The 17,621-nt window shown below is 59.7% G+C and carries 12 protein-coding genes and 1 tRNA gene; 7 read left to right on the plus strand and 6 right to left on the minus strand.

Features of this window, described 5'->3' with window-relative positions:
* Positions 1 to 103 precede the first annotated feature (103 nt).
* From Q1A52_RS14120 to Q1A52_RS14130, 3 genes are read left to right on the plus strand one after another with little or no spacing between them, the layout of a single operon-like run.
* Positions 104 to 1,924, plus strand: coding sequence for a DUF294 nucleotidyltransferase-like domain-containing protein (locus Q1A52_RS14120; RefSeq protein WP_300016488.1), 1,821 nt, complete (start codon positions 104 to 106; stop codon positions 1,922 to 1,924).
* Between the two features lie 4 nt (positions 1,925 to 1,928).
* Positions 1,929 to 2,447, plus strand: a complete 519-nt coding sequence (locus Q1A52_RS14125) for a hypothetical protein (RefSeq protein ID WP_299782689.1) — start codon at positions 1,929 to 1,931, stop codon at positions 2,445 to 2,447.
* 1 nt (position 2,448) lies between these two features.
* Positions 2,449 to 3,861 (plus strand): PolC-type DNA polymerase III, encoded by a 1,413-nt coding sequence (locus Q1A52_RS14130; RefSeq protein ID WP_300016491.1) that lies wholly within the window; start codon positions 2,449 to 2,451, stop codon positions 3,859 to 3,861.
* A gap of 159 nt (positions 3,862 to 4,020) precedes the next feature.
* Here Q1A52_RS14130 and Q1A52_RS14135 read toward each other — a convergent pair whose 3' ends face one another.
* Entirely contained in the window at positions 4,021 to 4,785 is a 765-nt protein-coding gene (locus Q1A52_RS14135) for a hypothetical protein (RefSeq protein ID WP_300016494.1), read from the minus strand.
* A gap of 87 nt (positions 4,786 to 4,872) precedes the next feature.
* On the opposite strand from Q1A52_RS14135, the gene Q1A52_RS14140 reads away from it, so the two are divergent.
* A complete protein-coding gene (locus Q1A52_RS14140; protein ID WP_300016497.1) occupies positions 4,873 to 5,415 on the plus strand; it encodes a MarR family winged helix-turn-helix transcriptional regulator in 543 nt (180 codons plus the stop codon).
* On the plus strand, positions 5,412 to 6,104 hold the full coding sequence (locus Q1A52_RS14145) for an MOSC domain-containing protein (protein WP_300016501.1): 693 nt from the start codon (positions 5,412 to 5,414) through the stop codon (positions 6,102 to 6,104). Before Q1A52_RS14140 ends, Q1A52_RS14145 begins: the two co-directional genes overlap by 4 nt.
* 256 nt (positions 6,105 to 6,360) lie before the next feature.
* On the opposite strand, the gene Q1A52_RS14150 is transcribed toward Q1A52_RS14145, so the two are convergent.
* Together Q1A52_RS14150 and Q1A52_RS14155 are read right to left on the minus strand one after the other, a co-directional pair.
* A tRNA-Gly gene (locus Q1A52_RS14150) sits at positions 6,361 to 6,435 on the minus strand.
* A 115-nt stretch (positions 6,436 to 6,550) separates the two neighbouring features.
* A complete protein-coding gene (locus Q1A52_RS14155) occupies positions 6,551 to 6,931 on the minus strand; it encodes a VOC family protein (protein ID WP_300016504.1) in 381 nt (126 codons plus the stop codon).
* Positions 6,932 to 7,288: 357 nt separating this feature from the next.
* Between Q1A52_RS14155 and Q1A52_RS14160 the strand changes: the two genes are divergently transcribed.
* The gene (locus Q1A52_RS14160; RefSeq protein ID WP_300016507.1) at positions 7,289 to 7,885 is read left to right on the plus strand and encodes a VPLPA-CTERM sorting domain-containing protein; all 597 of its coding nucleotides are present in this window, start codon (positions 7,289 to 7,291) and stop codon (positions 7,883 to 7,885) included.
* A 113-nt stretch (positions 7,886 to 7,998) separates the two neighbouring features.
* On the opposite strand, the gene Q1A52_RS14165 is transcribed toward Q1A52_RS14160, so the two are convergent.
* From Q1A52_RS14165 to Q1A52_RS14175, 3 genes are all read right to left on the minus strand, one after another.
* Positions 7,999 to 11,439, minus strand: coding sequence for a pyruvate carboxylase (locus Q1A52_RS14165; protein ID WP_300016510.1), 3,441 nt, complete (start codon positions 11,437 to 11,439; stop codon positions 7,999 to 8,001).
* 360 nt (positions 11,440 to 11,799) lie between these two features.
* Positions 11,800 to 12,939, minus strand: coding sequence for an alpha-hydroxy acid oxidase (locus Q1A52_RS14170; RefSeq protein WP_300016513.1), 1,140 nt, complete (start codon positions 12,937 to 12,939; stop codon positions 11,800 to 11,802).
* A 76-nt stretch (positions 12,940 to 13,015) separates the two neighbouring features.
* Entirely contained in the window at positions 13,016 to 14,917 is a 1,902-nt protein-coding gene (locus Q1A52_RS14175) for a diguanylate cyclase (protein ID WP_300016515.1), read from the minus strand.
* A 206-nt stretch (positions 14,918 to 15,123) separates the two neighbouring features.
* Between Q1A52_RS14175 and Q1A52_RS14180 the strand changes: the two genes are divergently transcribed.
* The gene (locus tag Q1A52_RS14180) at positions 15,124 to 17,535 is read left to right on the plus strand and encodes an ATP-dependent helicase (RefSeq protein WP_300016518.1); all 2,412 of its coding nucleotides are present in this window, start codon (positions 15,124 to 15,126) and stop codon (positions 17,533 to 17,535) included.
* The last annotated feature ends 86 nt before the right edge of the window (positions 17,536 to 17,621 follow it).

The raw sequence follows: 17,621 nt of genomic DNA on the forward strand, positions 1-17,621 counted from the left end.
CTGCCTGACGCCGCCACGGGGAACCGTGGCGGTGCCTCCCATATCAGGCCCGTCCTGCCCGATCCTCCTTCGGGCAGGGCATCCCGCTTCAAGAGGCTGACACATGCCCCTTCCGGCCCATCACAGACAGTTCCTCGCCTCCGTGCACCCGTATGACAGCCTGTCGGATGCCGATCTCGACACGTTGGCAAAGGTCTGCGACGCGAAGGATTATGCGCCGGGCGAGACAGTGTTTGCAGTGGGCGACGCTGCCACCAGCCTCTATATCATCGCCGCCGGTGAGGTCGAAGTCACCGACGAGACCGACGTCCAGATTTCAATCCTTGGTCCACGCAACTCCTTTGGCGAGCGCGCGTTGCTGCGCGGCGAAGACGCAAGCCGCACGGCTACGCCAACCGATGACACAACGCTGATCGTGATGCCATCGGACACGCTCTTTGCGCTCATCGACGCCCATACGCCGGTTGCGAAATTCTTTGACCGACGACGACCGGCCCGCACCGATCAAACCGATCTCACAACGCTGCCCGTTGGGCAGCTGATGACGCGCGATCCGATGACCTGCGCGCCCGAGACACCGATCCGCACCGCGGCGGGCCAGATGCACGCCAAGCGCATCTCGTCGATCTGTGTGAGCGACAGTGCGGGTTTTCGTGGTATCGTCACCCTGCGCGACATGAACGGGCGCGTCATCGCTGAAGGCCATGACCCCACGGCCCCGGTCTCCTCGATCATGACGGAGGACCCGATGACGCTGGACCCCAAAGCGTTGGTCACGGATGTGCTGCACCTGATGGTCGAGCGCGGGATTGGTCATGTGCCGATTATCGAAGGCGCGGACCTCGTGGGCATTGTGACGCAGACGGATCTGACACGGGCACAAGCCATGTCCTCGGCCGATCTGGTGGGCCGCGTGGCCAAAGCCTCCGATGCCACCGAGATGGCACGGGCGACGGCAAAAATCCCGGAGTTGCTGGTGCAGCTGGTCGAGGCGGGCAATCGGCATGAGGTCGTCACGCGGCTGATCACCGATATTGCAGACACCGCGACCCGGCGGCTTTTGGCGCTGGCCGAAGCGGAGCTTGGGCCGCCGCCGGTGCCCTACCTCTGGCTCGCCTGCGGCAGCCAGGGTCGGCAGGAACAGACAGGCGTTTCGGATCAGGACAATTGCCTGATCTTGTCGGATGAGATGATGGAGGCGCACCAACCTTACTTCGCCGCCCTGGCAAAATACGTGAGCGACGGGCTCGACACCTGCGGGTATTTCTACTGCCCCGGCGATATGATGGCGACCAACCCGCGCTGGTGCCAGCCGCTGCAGGTCTGGAAGGACTACTTCCGTGGCTGGATCGCCACGCCAAACCCCGAAGCACAGATGCTCGCCTCGGTGATGTTCGACCTGCGCCCCATTGGCGGGGATCACAGCCTTTTCAGTGACTTGCAAGAGGCAACGCTGGCGGCGGCGTCGAAGAACTCGATCTTCACTGCGCATATGATCGCCAATTCGCTCAAACACCAGCCGCCGCTGGGACTGCTGCGCGGGCTTGCGACCATCCGCTCGGGCGAGCACCGAAACCAGCTGGACCTCAAGCACAACGGTGTCGTGCCCATCGTCGATCTCGGCCGTGTCTATACGCTGCAGGGACACCTCAGCCCGGTGAACACCCGCGCCCGGCTGGAGGCCGCACAAAGGGCGGGCGTGCTCTCGGCCTCGGGCGGCGCCGACCTGCTGCACGCCTACGACCTGATCGCGACGACGCGGCTCGACCATCAGGCGGCGCAGATCAAGGCAGGCAACAAACCGAACAACTATCTCGATCCCGCAACGCTCTCGGATTTCGAACGCAGCCACCTGCGGGACGCCTTCGTGGTCGTGAAGACGATGCAATCCGCTGTAGGATCGGGCAAAGGCGCGTTAGGATAGGCCCATGTTTGTCGAACTCATCGCCACTATCTTCGCCGGGATCGCCTGTGCTGGCGTTGCCATGCTGCTCAATATCATCACCGGTCGGCGCCTGCCGAAGTGGGTGATGCCGGTGGCGGCTGGCGCGGGCATGATCGGCATGACCATCTCGAACGAATACACTTGGTTTGGACGTACTGCAGAAAGACTGCCCCAGGGTGTGCAGATCGCCACAACGGTTGAGGAACAAGGCTGGCTACGTCCGTGGACCCAGGTGTGGCCCTATACCAAACGCTTTGCTGCCGTAGACACGGGCACGGCGCGTAGACACCCGAACCTGCCCGATCAGCGGCTTGCGGATATCTATTTCTTTGGCCGCTGGTCGCCGGTCAACCAGGCCCCGATGTTGTTTGATTGCAGGCTGTCGCAATCCGCCCTGCTGATTGACGGGGCTGATTTTGCCGCGGATGGCACCGTGTCCGATGCTGATTGGCAGACAATGCCAGCGGATGATCCGATCCTGACACTGGTGTGCGAGACCTGAGATGTTCACCAACCTCTCCTTGCGCTTTCGCGTCTTTCTCTTCTTCTGCCTCGTGGCATTTGTGAGTGCGGCGCTGGCGGCGGGGGCGCTGGCCTTCGGGTGGTCGCGGGGTGAAGCGGGCTTGCCCGCGGCGCCCTTTCTCACCGCATTCATTGCCTTCACCTTTCTGAATACCGGCTTCGCGCTCGGCATCTGGCTGCTGTTCGACGAGAATATGGCCAAACCCATCACGCGCCTCTCTGCCGATCTGCGCTTGCGCGCGCATTCCGGTGTCGACTGTGCCGTCGATACCGAAGCGGCGCGCTATCTCGGCGATCTGGCGCCCGCCGCCAGCGCGCTGTCGGAGACGATGAGCAGCTCGGTCATGGACACTGCCGCCGAGGTCGCGCGCGAGACGGAGCGGCTTAAAGCGGAGAGCGCGCGGCTCACCGCGCTGCTCACCGAAATCCCGATTGCAACGATCCTGCTCAATCCGGCACGGGAAATCGTGCTCTATGATGCACAGGCTGCTGACGTGCTGTCACAGATTGCACCGCCGCGCTTGAAAGCACCGCTCGCCGACTACTTCGACCTCGGCCCGCTGCATGAGGCGATGGATACTTTGTCGAAAGGGGCGGGAGAGGTAACTTTTACACTGCAGGACACCGCTGGAAATGGCGATTTCAACGCAAGGCTGAAAGCCCTGGGCGGCGATGGTCATATGCTCTGTCTGGACGTAAAGACGGTGAAAAGCCCATCGATAGACCCGCGTCCGCTGGTGTTTGATTTTGATCTGATGAATGCGTCCGAGACAAAAGAGATCAAGGAAATGCCGCTGCGCGACCTTTGCTTCGTGCCTTTTGATACCGAGACAACCGGTCTGTCGGTCGAAAAGGATGCGATCGTTCAGCTGGGCGCCGTACGGGTGCTGAATGGTCGGATTGTCGAGGGTGAAGTGCTGGATACCTATGTCAATCCCGGCCGTGCCATCCCGCCCGCCTCAACGAAGATTCACGGTGTGACTGATGCCGATGTCGCAGCAGCGCCCGACATCGGCACGGCTGGTCGCAGCTTTCACCACTTCGCCCGAGATGCCGTTCTCGTCGCGCATAACGCGCCTTTCGACATAGGTTTGTTGCGCAGGTTCCAATCCGACATGGAAGTGGAGTGGAACCATCCGGTATTGGACACCGTGCTCCTGTCTGCCGTGGTCTTCGGCACCAATGAGGAGCACTCCCTCGATGCGCTTTGCGACCGTCTGGCGGTGACCTTGCCAGCGCATCTACGTCATACCGCGCTCGGTGATGCTCAAGCGACTGCGCAAGCCTTGGTCAAGCTTTTGCCACTGCTTGAGGGCAAAGGTGTTCGCACGTTTGGCAACCTGCTGGAGGCCACTCAAAAACACGGGCGCTTGCTACAGGACATGAATGGCTAGTTACCGTTCCGGAGGCGGTAAGTGTCGCGTCTGACATCTGGCGACCAATCTGGCTGGAGAGAAAACCGGCTCTTCCGAAAGCATGACCCTCAGTCCTGACGTATACCAGAGAGCGGTACCTTGAAGAGATAGGGGGGCCACTGGCCCCCCAGGTTGGCTCTACTTAATTCTTCCGGGCAAGCTCAGATCGCCAGAGGCGACATCGAAAACATCCACGACGCAGAGCAGAGGTGAATGAATGTTCGCATTCACGCGCAAGGCGGATGTCACGCCGTCGTAGGCGACGCCTGCCAATTCGACATCGCTTCGAAAGCCGACGTTGATCGCAATCTCTGGTCCATCAAAAAGCGGTGTGAACCCCGGACTGTCAAGGAAGATCGGAAAGCCTGGCCAAGTCGCCGGGAGTTGGGGGGTCTCCCCCTCGGGAATATCGCGCACTGCAAGCGCGCCTACGCCGCATGCCTCGGTCGGTGTCAGAACCACCCAATGACTGTGCCAGATCACGCCGTCATTGGTCGGATCGCCATCGTTGTTTTCATCATAGAGCGGCGTGTCGTCAAAGTCCGGGTGGCTGGTTGCCGCCAGCGCGAGAATTCCGGTGCCGCTTTCGAAACCGACGGCGGAAGGATCCAGTGATGTGGGCCAGACATAGGACAACACGGTCGAACCGCCCACTTCACCAATGGGGTTAGGGACATCGGCGCCCGCCATGCCGTTTGTGGTCATATGGAACGTGACGACATTGCCGGTGCGGTGCGCATGTGCCGCCAGAATGTCAAATGAGGCAACCTTTGTGCCATCTGCATCTGAGAGAACGGCGCCTTTCTGGGTGACTGCGTGCCCGTAATCGTGATTGCCCGCCGCGAAGGCTGTCGCGCCGAGAAGGACAATACCCGCAGAGAGGGCAAAGAGAGTTTTGGTCATGTCGTATCCTTTTAGGTGATTTCGACTCACTAATAATATCGAGTCGAAACTATTGCAATAGTAATTTCGACTCGATACATTTCGTCCATGGCAACAGATACGCATATCCGTGAACTGATAAATCGACTTGCAAGGTTGGATGCGGCCGCTGGCTGGGCAGGGGATTTGAACCCCTCTCAGCGCGCCGTACTCGGCTATCTTTGTCGGGCCAACCGATTTTCCAGAAGCCCGTCGCATGTGGCGGATTATCTTGGAACAACTCGGGGAACGACAACCCAATCCCTGAAATCCCTACTCCAGAAAGGGTACGTGAAGGAGCATCGTTCAGAGCATGACAGACGGGTTATCAGCTATGAATTGACGCAAGCGGGACGCATAGCGGCGGAGCGCCCTGCGCCGTTGCAAAGTGCAGTGTCTGCGCTCGGCAGGGACGATCAAAACGCCTTGCAAAGCTTGCTGCGCAACGCGCTTCAAAATGCGCTCGCTGAAAATGAGGGCCGCGAATTCGGTCTGTGCAAAACCTGCATTCATCATCGAAACGTTGAAGGTGTTCCCTTTTGCGCATTGCTGGACGTGACGCTGTCACCTGATGAAGGAAATCAGATCTGTCATGAACAGGAGAGCGTATGACCGCGGCATTCCTGACATCCCGGATAAACGGGCTTTTCGTTGGCCAGATACAAAATCGCTGGGAGGGCCGGGAGCCCTCGGCGATTGGCAAAACGGCGGTGGCCGGCCCCTTGCTGATCGACGAAAACGGATTTGTTGAGGATGCGCAGGCCGATCTCAAGAACCACGGCGGATGTGACAAGGCGATCCACCACTATGCTTCGGACCATTACGCATCATGGATAGCAGAAGGAGAGATTCCGGTGAGGACGATCCCGGCTGCATTCGGCGAAAACGTCACCACGTCCGGCATGACCGAAGATATGCTATGTGTCGGAGATATCCTGCGTTTCGGAACGGCTGTCGTTCAGATCAGTCAAGGGCGACAGCCTTGCTGGAAGGTGTCCGAGCATACGCAGAACAGCCGTATGGCCTATCTGTTCCAGAAGACAGGGCGGACGGGCTGGTACTACCGGGTTTTAGAGAATGGCCGAGTGGCGGTGGGTGACGAGGTGCAGCTCATCGAGCGCCGACAGCCCGACTGGTCGGTCAGGCGCGTTACGGCTGCGCGCCTCACGCGGCGTATTTCCGAGGAGGATGCGGCGGAGCTGGCGATGGTGCCTGAACTCGCCGAGGGCTGGCGTGTTGCATTCTCCAGAATGGCATCCGGAGATCGGACCGAAGACACCAGCCGACGGCTGGAAGGCTGAAACTACAGGCGAGTTTTCTCAAGCTGCTGCCGAGCAACAAATGGGTAAGACGGGTCATATCTGTCTTACTTCCATACGTCCGGTGCCTTGCTGAAAGGCGATCACGAAAAGCATTGCGGCCAAATGTCTGCCTTGAGCATTTGGCCGACCAAAAGGATCACATATTCCGATTGTGAACGGCTGCTGATCAAATAGCCGAAACCCAACGGAAGACAGGTCTCTCTTTTTGACGTGATTCTTCGTGATTGGTCCCCATTGGAGCGGGCGAGGCGATTCGAACGCCCGACCCTAACCTTGGCAAGGTTATGCTCTACCCCTGAGCTACGCCCGCATCCTTGGGTGAGGCGTGAGATACCTCTGCTGTTCGGTGCCTGCAAGAGAAAACCGCGCCCCAAAGCAAAAAAATTTCTGTTTTTCCGCTGTGCAAAACGTGTTTCGCAAAGCAGTCAAACAGTTTTCTGAATCAAGTCCCACCGATTGCCAAACGGGTCGCGAAAGACGGCCACGGTGCCGTAGATTTCGGTGCGCGGCTCTTCTTCGAAAACGATGCCATGTGTCTTGAGATGTGCGTGGTCTCGCGCAAAGTCATCGGTTTCCAGGAACAGCCAGACGCGACCACCACCCTGATTTCCGATCATCGCCCGCTGTGTCGCGCCGTCCGCTTGCGCCAGTACGACAGAGAGCGCAGCACCGGGGGCACGCACCTCCACCCAGCGTTTGCGGCCCTGCGGGATGTCGGCAATCAGATCAAAACCGAGCACGCCGCAGAAAAACGCAAGGCCCGCGTCATAGTCAGGGACGATGATGGAAAAGGAAGATATTTTCATAGGCAAGCTGTGTCATGGAAATTGTTGGTAGGGCAAGATATGGCTGACAGCAGAATTTTTGGCAGAGCGATCATCAACCTGAGTTCGCGCAATGCCATGTCCGCGAATCATGAGATGTACGCTCGTGCCGCAGTCGAAAGCAGCTTGATTGACGCTGCATTAGGCAGTCAAACAGGAGAGCCACCCCGATAGTTTCCACTGTTGGTAGTGAAACATCCTCAATTGCGGCAAAAAAAAGCGTTTTCAACCTTTTTTTCCATGTAACTGGCCGAGGTTTTGTTACGTTGACGTAAGGGCGTCTGTTTCGCGCCTTTTTGGGGATTGCTGCTTTAGCGGCATGGGGTTTGGAGAATTGAAATGAATTGGATTTTTAGAGTAGCGGCGGTCGGATTTGTCGCGCTCGGATTAAGTGTTGGCACATCCAGTGCGGCGGTTATTGAAGGCTGTGGAGGCAAGAGTTTTTCCGCAACACAGGCTGGCATGGATCTTTCCGTTGCTGACGCCGGATCGATCTGCGGAAATCTTGGCGGATCACAGGGCAACTCAACCGGAAACAACAGTCCGATTTCGGCCGCTGGATGGATTTCCGGGGCAGAAGTGCAGGGGGATAATCCTGACGGCGCGAGCGGTCAGGGAAACGGCAACCTTGGATTGACTGTGAGCGTGGCCAGCAACACCTGGTCGATTATCAACCCAAACAACTACGCGACAGTGGGCATTTCCGTGAAGCACGGGAACGGATTTGCATTCTACAACCTCGATCTGACCAAGGCTCTGTCCGGGACGTGGTTCACATATGACAATGCAAATTCCGGCGCCGGAAGTGCATTCTCGCACATCAACGCTTGGTACATGGGCGATCCGACTACGCCGGTTCCGTTGCCAGCTGCCGCTTGGATGCTGATCGCCGGTCTTGGTGGTCTCGGCGCGATGCGTCGTTTCCGTAAAACCTGATTTCAATACATCATGAATGACAAAAGGCCCCTGTGTGGGGCCTTTTTCGCGAAGGAGAAACACCCCGCCTTTCCAACAAGGCGGGGTGTTTCATTTCCATTGGAAAGTCTCGGCTATTCAAGCTCCACAAGTAAATCCTTGGCATCGATCTGACCACCCGGCGTCACATGCACCGCCTTGATCACCGCGTCGCGTTCGGCGTGGATGCCGGTTTCCATCTTCATCGCCTCGATGGTCAGCAGCAGATCGCCTGCTTTGACCTTGCTGCCGGCGCTGGCGGCGACCGAGGCGACGACACCGGGCATCGGCGCGCCGATGTGATTGGCATTGCCGACTTCCGCCTTGGGACGCTGCGCCGTAGTGGCCTTGACCAGGCGGTTGGGCACCCGGATTACGCGGGGCTGGCCGTTGAGTTCAAAGAAGACCTTGACCTCGCCATCCTCGTTGGTGTCACCGACCGCCTGCAGACGGATTTCCAGAGTCTTGCCGGGATCGATCTCGGCAGAGATTTCCTCGCCGGGCTCCATGCCGTAGAAAAACGTCTTCGTCGGCAGTGCGCGCACGGGGCCATAGGTGCGATGCCGTCCCATGTAGTCGAGGAAGACCTTGGGATACATCATGTACCCGTTGAGGTCCTCATCATCGACCTCGCGGCCTTCCATTGCATCCGACGCTTCCTTGCGCAGTGCTTCCAGATCGGCGGGGGGCAGGTGCTTGCCCGGGCGTTCGGTGTTGGGTTTTTCGTCCTTCAGCACTTTTTCCAGAATGCCAGCCGGGAAGCCGCCGGGAGGCTGGCCAAGGTTGCCGCGCATCATATCGACAACGCTGTCGGGGAAGGCGACATCGGTCTGAGGATTTTCCACGTCCGCGCGGGAGAGGTTTTGTGACACCATCATCAGCGCCATGTCACCCACCACCTTGGACGAGGGTGTCACCTTCACGATGTCGCCGAACATCTGGTTCACATCGGCATAGGTCTGCGCCACCTCGTGCCAACGGTCTTCCAGACCGAGGCTGGCAGCCTGCGCCTTGAGGTTGGTGAACTGACCGCCGGGCATCTCGTGCAGATAAACCTCGGAGGAGGGGGCCTGCATGCCGGTCTCGAAGGCCGCATAGTGGCTGCGCACCTCTTCCCAGTAGTCAGAGATTTCACGCACCGCCTGCATGGACAGCCCGGTGTCGCGATCCGTGTGCTTGAGCGCCTCCACGACAGAACCAAGAGTCGCCTGAGACGTGTTGCCCGAGAGCGCGTCCATCGCGCAATCCACTGCGTCCACGCCTGCTTCGGAGGCCGCGAGGATTGTGGCGCAGGCTACGCCTGCGGTGTCATGCGTGTGGAAGTGGATGGGCAGACCAACTTCGGATTTCAGCGCCTTGATCAACTGACGGGCGGCGGCGGGCTTCAGCAGCCCAGCCATGTCCTTGAGGCCCAGCACATGGGCGCCAGCGTCCCGCAGCTCTTTACCCATATCGACGTAGTATTTCAGATTGTACTTGGCGCGATCCGGATCATTGATATCGCCAGTGTAACAGATCGTGCCCTCGCAGACCTTGCCGTTCTCGATCACTGCGTCCATCGCGACACGCATGTTTTCAACCCAATTCAGGCTGTCGAAGACGCGGAAGACATCGACACCGGTGTTGGCCGCTACCCGCACGAATTCCTGCACCACATTGTCAGGGTAGTTGGTGTAGCCAACGCCGTTGGAGGCGCGCAGCAGCATCTGGGTCATCAGGTTCGGCATGGCGGCCCGCAGGTCACGCAGGCGCTGCCAGGGGCATTCCTGCAGGAACCGGTAGGCCACGTCAAAGGTCGCGCCGCCCCAGCATTCCACGCTGAAAAGCTGTGGCAGATTGGCGGCATAGGTCGGGGCCACCTTGATCATGTCATGGCTGCGCATGCGCGTAGCCAGCAGGGATTGGTGTCCATCCCGCATCGTGGTGTCGGTGATCAGCAATTGCCGCTGCTGTTTCATCCAATCAGCAACCGCTTGCGGCCCCTTCTGTTCCAGCAGGTTACGCGTGCCCATCATCGGGTCGGCCTTGAGCGCGGGGGGCTTGGGGTTCCGCACATGGGCTGCGGGGCGCGGATGGTCCTTGGTCTCCGGGTGCCCGTTCACCGTGATGTCCGCGATATAGGTCAAGACCTTGGTGCCGCGATCCCGGCGGCGGGTGAAGTGGAAGAGATCCGGCGTCTCGTCAATGAACTTGGTGTGGTAGGTGTTGTCGAGGAACGTCGGATGCTTCAGCAGGTTTTCGACAAAGGCGATATTGGTGCTGACGCCCCGGATACGGAACTCGCGCAAGGCCCGGTCCATGCGAGAAATCGCCGCCTCCGGCGTCTGCGCCTTGGCGGTCACCTTCACCAGCAGGCTGTCGTAGTAGCGCGTGATCACACCGCCGGAATAGGCGGTGCCACCATCCAGACGGATGCCCATGCCCGTGGCCTCGCGGAAGGCGGTGATGCGGCCATAGTCAGGAATGAAGTTGTTCTGCGGGTCCTCGGTGGTGATCCGGGTCTGCAGCGCGTGGCCGTTCAATTGCACGTCTTTCTGCGTGGGTTTGCCCGTCGCCTCGGCAATGCTCTTGCCCTCGGCGATCAGGATCTGCGCCTGAACGATGTCGATACCGGTGACCTCCTCGGTCACCGTGTGTTCGACCTGCACGCGTGGGTTCACCTCGATGAAGTAGAATTTGCCGTCGTCCATATCCATCAGGAATTCGACGGTGCCCGCGCATTCGTAATTCACATGTTTGCAGATTTTATAGCCCAGCTCGCAAATCTCGTCGCGCTGCTTGTCGGTCAGATAGGGGGCAGGGGCGCGTTCCACGACCTTCTGGTTGCGGCGCTGCACCGAACAATCCCGCTCGTAAAGGTGATACATCCCGCCGTGCTTGTCGCCGAGGATCTGCACCTCCACGTGGCGCGCCTTGAGGATCATCTTTTCCAGATAGCCCTCGCCATTGCCAAAGGCGGCCTCGGCCTCGCGGCGACCCTCCAGCACCTTCTCTTCCAGCTCACCTTCGCCTTGGATCGGACGCATGCCGCGCCCACCGCCGCCCCAGGAGGCTTTGAGCATCAGCGGGTAACCGATCTCCTTCGCCTCCGACTTGATGGACTTCATATCATCGCCCAGCACTTCCGTGGCGGGAATGACCGGCACACCGGCCTCCATGGCCACCCGGCGGGCGCTGGCCTTGTCGCCAAGGGCACGCATGGTTTCCGCGCGCGGACCGATGAAGGTGATGCCGTTCTGATCACAGGCATCGACAAAATCGGGGTTCTCCGACAGCAGCCCGTAGCCTGGGTGGATCGCATCCGCGCCGGAGGCCTTCGCGACCCGGATCATTTCATCGATCGACAAATATGCAGCAACGGGCCCCAACCCCTCGCCAATGCGATAAGCCTCATCCGCCTTGAACCGGTGCAGGCCGAGTTTGTCCTCTTCCGCGTAGACGGCCACCGTTTTCTTGCCCATCTCATTGGCGGCACGCATGATGCGGATGGCAATCTCACCGCGGTTCGCGATCAGGATTTTGCGGAAGTCGGTCATAGGAGGCTCCGGTCTTTCGGGCTATTGTGCAGGTGCAGCAACGTGTATGACGTTTGGGTAACTGCAACAACACGTAGTAGTGGGTATATCGCAAGAATCCGTGTTTGAACGGCGTTTTGCGACGGTTGAACCCTCTGTAAACGCCGTTGGAGCGGGGATATTCCCTCTTGATTGAGCTTTCCGGTAACTTCCCTGACGTCTGAAAAGGGTGCACATTGGCCGGGGTATCAACGTCATGTGATCCCCTCTGACAGAGAGTTCGAGATGGGTAATGTGTCCTGGCCGCCCCGGGGTTGGGTGGCGCGCAAGGCCGGGACTGCTCGCACGAAACACCCATGTCACCGTTGGGGTCGATCCAGGTTAAGACAGGACAGTGGGGGGCGGCAGGCTTGCCAGATCCCGCGCGCCCAATTGCCCCATATTGGCTGCCAAATCCTTGCGCAGGATGTCCACGAGGTGATCGACACCTGGGGGGCCGAGGGCAGCAAGGGCAAAGTGGAACGCGCGGCCCAACATGACGAAATTCGCGCCGCTCGCCAGCGCCCGCAGGATGTCGAGCCCGCCTTCGATCCCGGAATCGAAGATGATCGGCAGGTCGGTTTCTGCGCGGATGCGCGGCAGCGCCTCGATTGAAGCTGGCGCACCATCGAACTGGCGCCCCGCGTGATTGGACACCCAAAGCCCGTCCACACCGATCTTTTCACAGGCAGGCACATCGTCGGCGCGCAGAACGCCCTTGATCAGCAAGGGGCCTTCCCACGCATCACGCAGCCAGGCGACGTAGTCCCAATCGGGCGAGGTGCGCAGCAGATAACCCACATGCGCCGTGGAGGAGAGTGCCGTGGTGGCCACGCTGGCGTATTTCTCCAGCGTGCGCATCCGGGGCAATCCGCGCCGCGCCATTTCAAATGCCCAGCGGGGGCGTAGGGCGACCTGGGCCATCAAACGTGGCGTTAGCCGGGGCGGCAGGGTCAGGCCAGAGCGCGTCTGGCGCTCGCGGCGCGAGGCCACCGGCACGTCTACCGTCAACACAAGCGTTGAGAAACCCGCGGCACGGGCGCGTTTCAGCATATCGGTGCGAATGGCCTCGTCACGTGGCGGGTACATCTGAAACCAGCCATCCGCCGCAAGGTGTGGGGCGATGTCTTCGGGTGTCTGGGTGGCCACGGTAGACAGGCTGTAGGGGATGCCCGCCCGGCCCGCAGCGCGGGCCAAATGCGCTTCCGCATCCGGCCAGATCATCCCCGACATGCCAACGGGTGCGATGCCAAAGGGCAGGGGAAGGGTGTCCCCAAAAAGCGGCATGCTCAAGTCAAGATCGAATTCACCGTGCAGGATGGACGGGACAAAGCCAATGCGGTCCAAGGCCTTGCGATTCCGCGCCTTTGTGGCTTCCTGCCCGGTCCCGCTGTCAAGGTATTCCCAGACAAATTTCGGGATGCGCTGCTGTGCGCGCTGGCGCAAATCGACGAGGCTGGGGTAGGTATTGTGCAGGTCCATGGCGCGAAGCTAGCAACCAATGGGCGGCGCGGAAAGCGTCCTTTGCCTGCTTTGCGCAGGCTCCACCCGGTGGCGTTCAACTGGCGGCCGAAATGGTCCCGACCTTGGCATGTTCCTCAAAGGCACGGTCCGCCTCTGTCTCAGCGTCCCCGTCAAAGGTGTCGGCCTCGGTGCTGCCCACGACCACCCGGTTGCGGCCCTGCGCCTTTGCCTCATACATGGCGTCATCAGCGACGCGCAACAGGTCTTGTGGCATGTGTCCGTGATCGGGGAACAGCGCCACGCCGACCGACACCGTGATCCGGGGCAGGTTCTTTTCACCATAGCGCAGTGTGATTGCCTCTATCGCCCGGCGCAGTTTTTCCGCCCGGCTTTCAGCGGTTTTCCGATCTGTGCCCGGCAGCAAAAGCATGAACTCCTCGCCCCCCATCCGGCAGGCGATTTCATCGCCATCACAGGCCCGTTCCAGAGCTTCACCAACCGTCCGCAACACCATGTCGCCCGCATCATGGCCGTGGTTGTCATTGAATTTCTTGAAGTGGTCCACGTCGAGATACAGCATGCTGAACACCTCTTCGGTGCGCTGCGCGCTCTGGATCATCTTGCGCAGATAGTCCGTCATGTGGCGGCGATTGAAGAGCCCCGTCAAGGGATCGCGCACGGACCGTTCCTGCAATTGATCGCGCATCTGCACATTGGCAATGGCCAGGCTGATCTGTTCCGCGCACATCTGCGCCAGCTTCTGATATTCCTTGAAGGCATCGACCGACATCATCGTCTTCGCTTTCAGGTGCATCAGGCCAACCGTCTCCCCATGTGCAAGGATCGGGAAGCAGAAGTAAGGCCGGTCATCATGAGGTTCGGCATGCTCGCAGACAAAATCGATGCTGGACGTGCCGTAAACATAGGTCCGGCCCCGGCGCAGCCCCCAGCATTCTTCGGGATGGATATGGGCCTTGTGGTCGCCCTCGTTCCAGGAAGTCGCGCCATCCAACACGTCGCGGGAATTGGAGTAGACATACACACTGCCCTCGCAGTCGGGCAGCATATGCGTCATGAAACGCGCGACCATTTCGAACAATTCGTCCAGTGACCGGCTTGACTGCAGCCACTCGTTCAGCTCACCCAGAAGGCTCACCTCGCGGGCCAGTTGCATCTGGCGCTCCAGGCTTTTGCGTTCCTTGGTGGTGCGCGTCTCAAGTTCGTGCATCTGACGCCGTCCGCGCCGCAGAACGGACAAAACGATGATGGAAAAAATCGTCATGAAGACGGTCGAGACGATCATCATCAACCATTCGATGCGCCAAGCGAAGGTGTCGCGCTTTTTGGTGATGTCGGTGTAAAACTCGATCGCCCCGATCACAGAGCCATTCCGGACCACGGGCGTGTACACCTCGGCGACTTCGCGCGTCATCTCATTGGTATCGGCCAGGGCGTGCAGTTCAAAGTCATCTACATCGGATGCCGGTTTCATCTCGTGTTTGTAGTAAGATTCGCCATTCATCACCTCGCCGATGAAGTATGGTTTGGTGTTGATCGCCCCGATATCGGACGGGCGACTGGACCAGAAAACCCGACCCTCGGCGTCAAACATCTTGAAGCGGTAGATGTCCGAGGCGCGCGTGATCTGGCTGAGGAAGGAAATGTCCAGATCGGTGAGGCCGTGCTGATTGCCGCCAGCACCGCCGTAGGCGCTCAAGTCTTCACCCGAGGTGTCTGCTTCGGTGGTCAGCTCGAACGTCTCCGCGCCATGACCGAGCTGGTCCAGAACGCGTTTGCGCCAAAGCTTGGCTTCCTCCTTGATGTCGGCCTCCAGCATGCGGTCGACAATCGGGTAGGGAAGCTTGATGTTCGCAAAGATGTTGGCCGCCGCCATGACGATCAAAAGCGCCACCACGCCATATTTGCGGGCTTTGGCGCTGGCATTTTCCTGCGTCACGATTTCCGCGAGCTTCTTTGTCTGTTCTGCGGTTTCCACTAACACACTCCTTGTGCACCCTCATGCCAAGGGATGAAGTGGTAACATTTCCAATTCCTTAAACTTTGGGGGGCGGTAGCCTGCATGTGATTGGTTTTTAAGTCCAGTTTTCGTCAGATTGAGCCGTTTCGGGTCCGATGTGCAGATTATTGAACATTATAAGAACATAGCTTTAAATCGCCGCCTGACTTCGGTACGATATCGCCATGAGCAGTTACGATGAAATAGACGCCTTTGACGGCGCATCGCTGTCGGCGCGGGCGATGGCCGCGCGGTCGCAACCCTATCTTGATGGTCTGAACCCGGCGCAGCGCGAAGCGGTGGAGAAGCTGGACGGGCCGGTCCTGATGCTCGCCGGGGCGGGGACGGGCAAAACGCGCGCGCTGACCGCCCGCATCGTGCATCTGCTGAACACCGGGTCTGCCCGGCCCAACGAAATCCTGGCCGTGACCTTCACTAACAAGGCCGCGCGCGAGATGAAAAAGCGCGTTGGCCAGATGCTGGGCCAGCAGATCGAGGGGATGCCCTGGCTGGGCACCTTCCATGCGATCTGCGTGAAGCTGCTGCGCCGCCATGCGGAACTGGTGGGGCTGAAATCCAACTTCACCATTCTGGATACGGACGATCAGCTGCGGCTGCTGAAACAGCTGGTGGCGGCCGACGGGATCGACGACAAGCGCTGGCCTGCGCGGCAATTGGCAAGCATCATTGACGGCTGGAAGAACCGTGCGCTCACGCCTGACAAGGTGCCTGCCAGCGACGCAGGCGCCTATAATCACCGTGGTGTTGCGCTCTATGCGCAGTACCAGCGGCGCCTGATCGAGCTGAACGCCACAGATTTCGGCGATTTGCTGCTGCATATGGTCACGATTTTCCAAACCCACCCGGATGTGCTGGAGCAATATCAGCGCTGGTTCCGTTACATCCTCGTGGATGAATATCAGGATACCAATGTTGCGCAGTACCTCTGGCTGCGCTTGCTGGCGGGTGGACACAAGAACATCTGCTGCGTGGGCGACGATGACCAGTCGATCTATGGCTGGCGCGGGGCCGAGGTCGGTAATATACTTCGGTTCGAAAAGGATTTTCCGGGTGCCCATGTGGTCCGGCTGGAACAGAATTACCGCTCCACCCCGCATATTCTCGCCGCGGCCTCCGGGGTGATCGAGGGCAATGAGGGCCGGTTGGGCAAGACGCTTTTCACGGACCTCACTGAGGGCGAGAAGGTGCGTCTGATCGGCCATTGGGACGGCGAGGAAGAAGCCCGCTGGATCGGCGAAGAAGTGGAAGCTGCGCAGCGCGGCACGCGGGGTATGAAACCTTTTGGCCTCGACCAGATGGCCATTCTGGTGCGCGCCTCTCACCAGATGCGCGCCTTTGAGGATCGCTTCCTGACCATCGGGCTGCCCTACCGTGTGATCGGCGGCCCGCGGTTCTATGAGCGGATGGAGATCCGCGATGCGATGGCTTATTTTCGCATCACTGTCAGCCCCGACGACGATCTGGCCTTTGAGCGGATCGTGAACACGCCCAAACGCGGCCTTGGCGACAAGGCGCGGCAAACCATCCAGCGCATCGCGCGTGAAAACGGGGTCTCCCTGCTGGAAGGCGCGCGTCTGGTTGGGGAAACACGCGCCATCGGCGGCAAGGGCGGCGCGGCGCTGGCGCAGCTTGTTGACGGGATCGACCGCTGGGGCCAGATGACGAAGGGTCGCCTGATCTCCGTCTCTGAGACCGACGATGTGATCGACGAGGGTCCGGTCAAGCTGGAGTATGGCCCCCCAGATGTGAGCCATGTGGAGCTTGCCGAAATAATCCTCGATGAAAGCGGCTACACGGCGCATTGGCAGAACGACAAGACGCCCGAAGCACCGGGGCGGCTGGAAAATCTCAAGGAGTTGATCAACCAGCTGCACAACTTCGAGAACCTGCAGGGGTTTCTCGAACATGTCAGCCTGATCATGGACAACGAGACCGATGATGGCGGCGAAAAGGTCTCCATCATGACGCTGCATGCGGCCAAGGGGTTGGAATTTCCCGTGGTCTTCCTGCCGGGGTGGGAAGACGGTCTTTTCCCCTCGCAGCGGTCGATGGATGAAAGCGGTATGAAGGGCCTCGAAGAAGAACGCAGGCTGGCCTATGTGGGCATCACGCGGGCCGAAGAGCTGTGCACCATCTCCTTTGCCGCCAATCGTCGGGTGTTTGGTCAGTGGCAGTCATCCATGCCGTCGCGTTTCATTGACGAATTGCCCGAGGCCCATGTGGAGGTGCTGACCCCGCCGGGCCTTTATGGGGGCGGCTATGGCGCGGCGGCACCGACATCGAACCTGCACAATGCGGCCGCCGAGGCAAATGTCTACAATTCACCCGGATGGCGCCGCCTGCAGGCGCGCAGCCAGGACCGCCCGGTCAGCCAGCCCCGCGAAAGCAAGAACACGGTGATCGATATGTCTGCGGTCTCCAGCTTCACCATGGGGGAGCGCGTCTTCCACCAGAAATTCGGTTACGGCGCCATTCAGGGCATCGAAGGTGACAAGCTGGAGATTGCCTTTGAAAAGGCAGGTGTGAAGAAGGTCGTGGCGAAATTCGTGACCGGCTGCGACGATATCCCGTTCTAACAAGCGCTGTCCGGGTCCTGCTGTAACCGAGCTGTTTTGGATTCAGGTGACGCAAACAGACGCTTCTGTAAACAGAATGAATAGGC

Origin of the sequence: uncultured Roseobacter sp. (assembly GCF_947488185.1) — a bacterium.
Classification (GTDB): Bacteria; Pseudomonadota; Alphaproteobacteria; order Rhodobacterales; family Rhodobacteraceae; genus Roseobacter.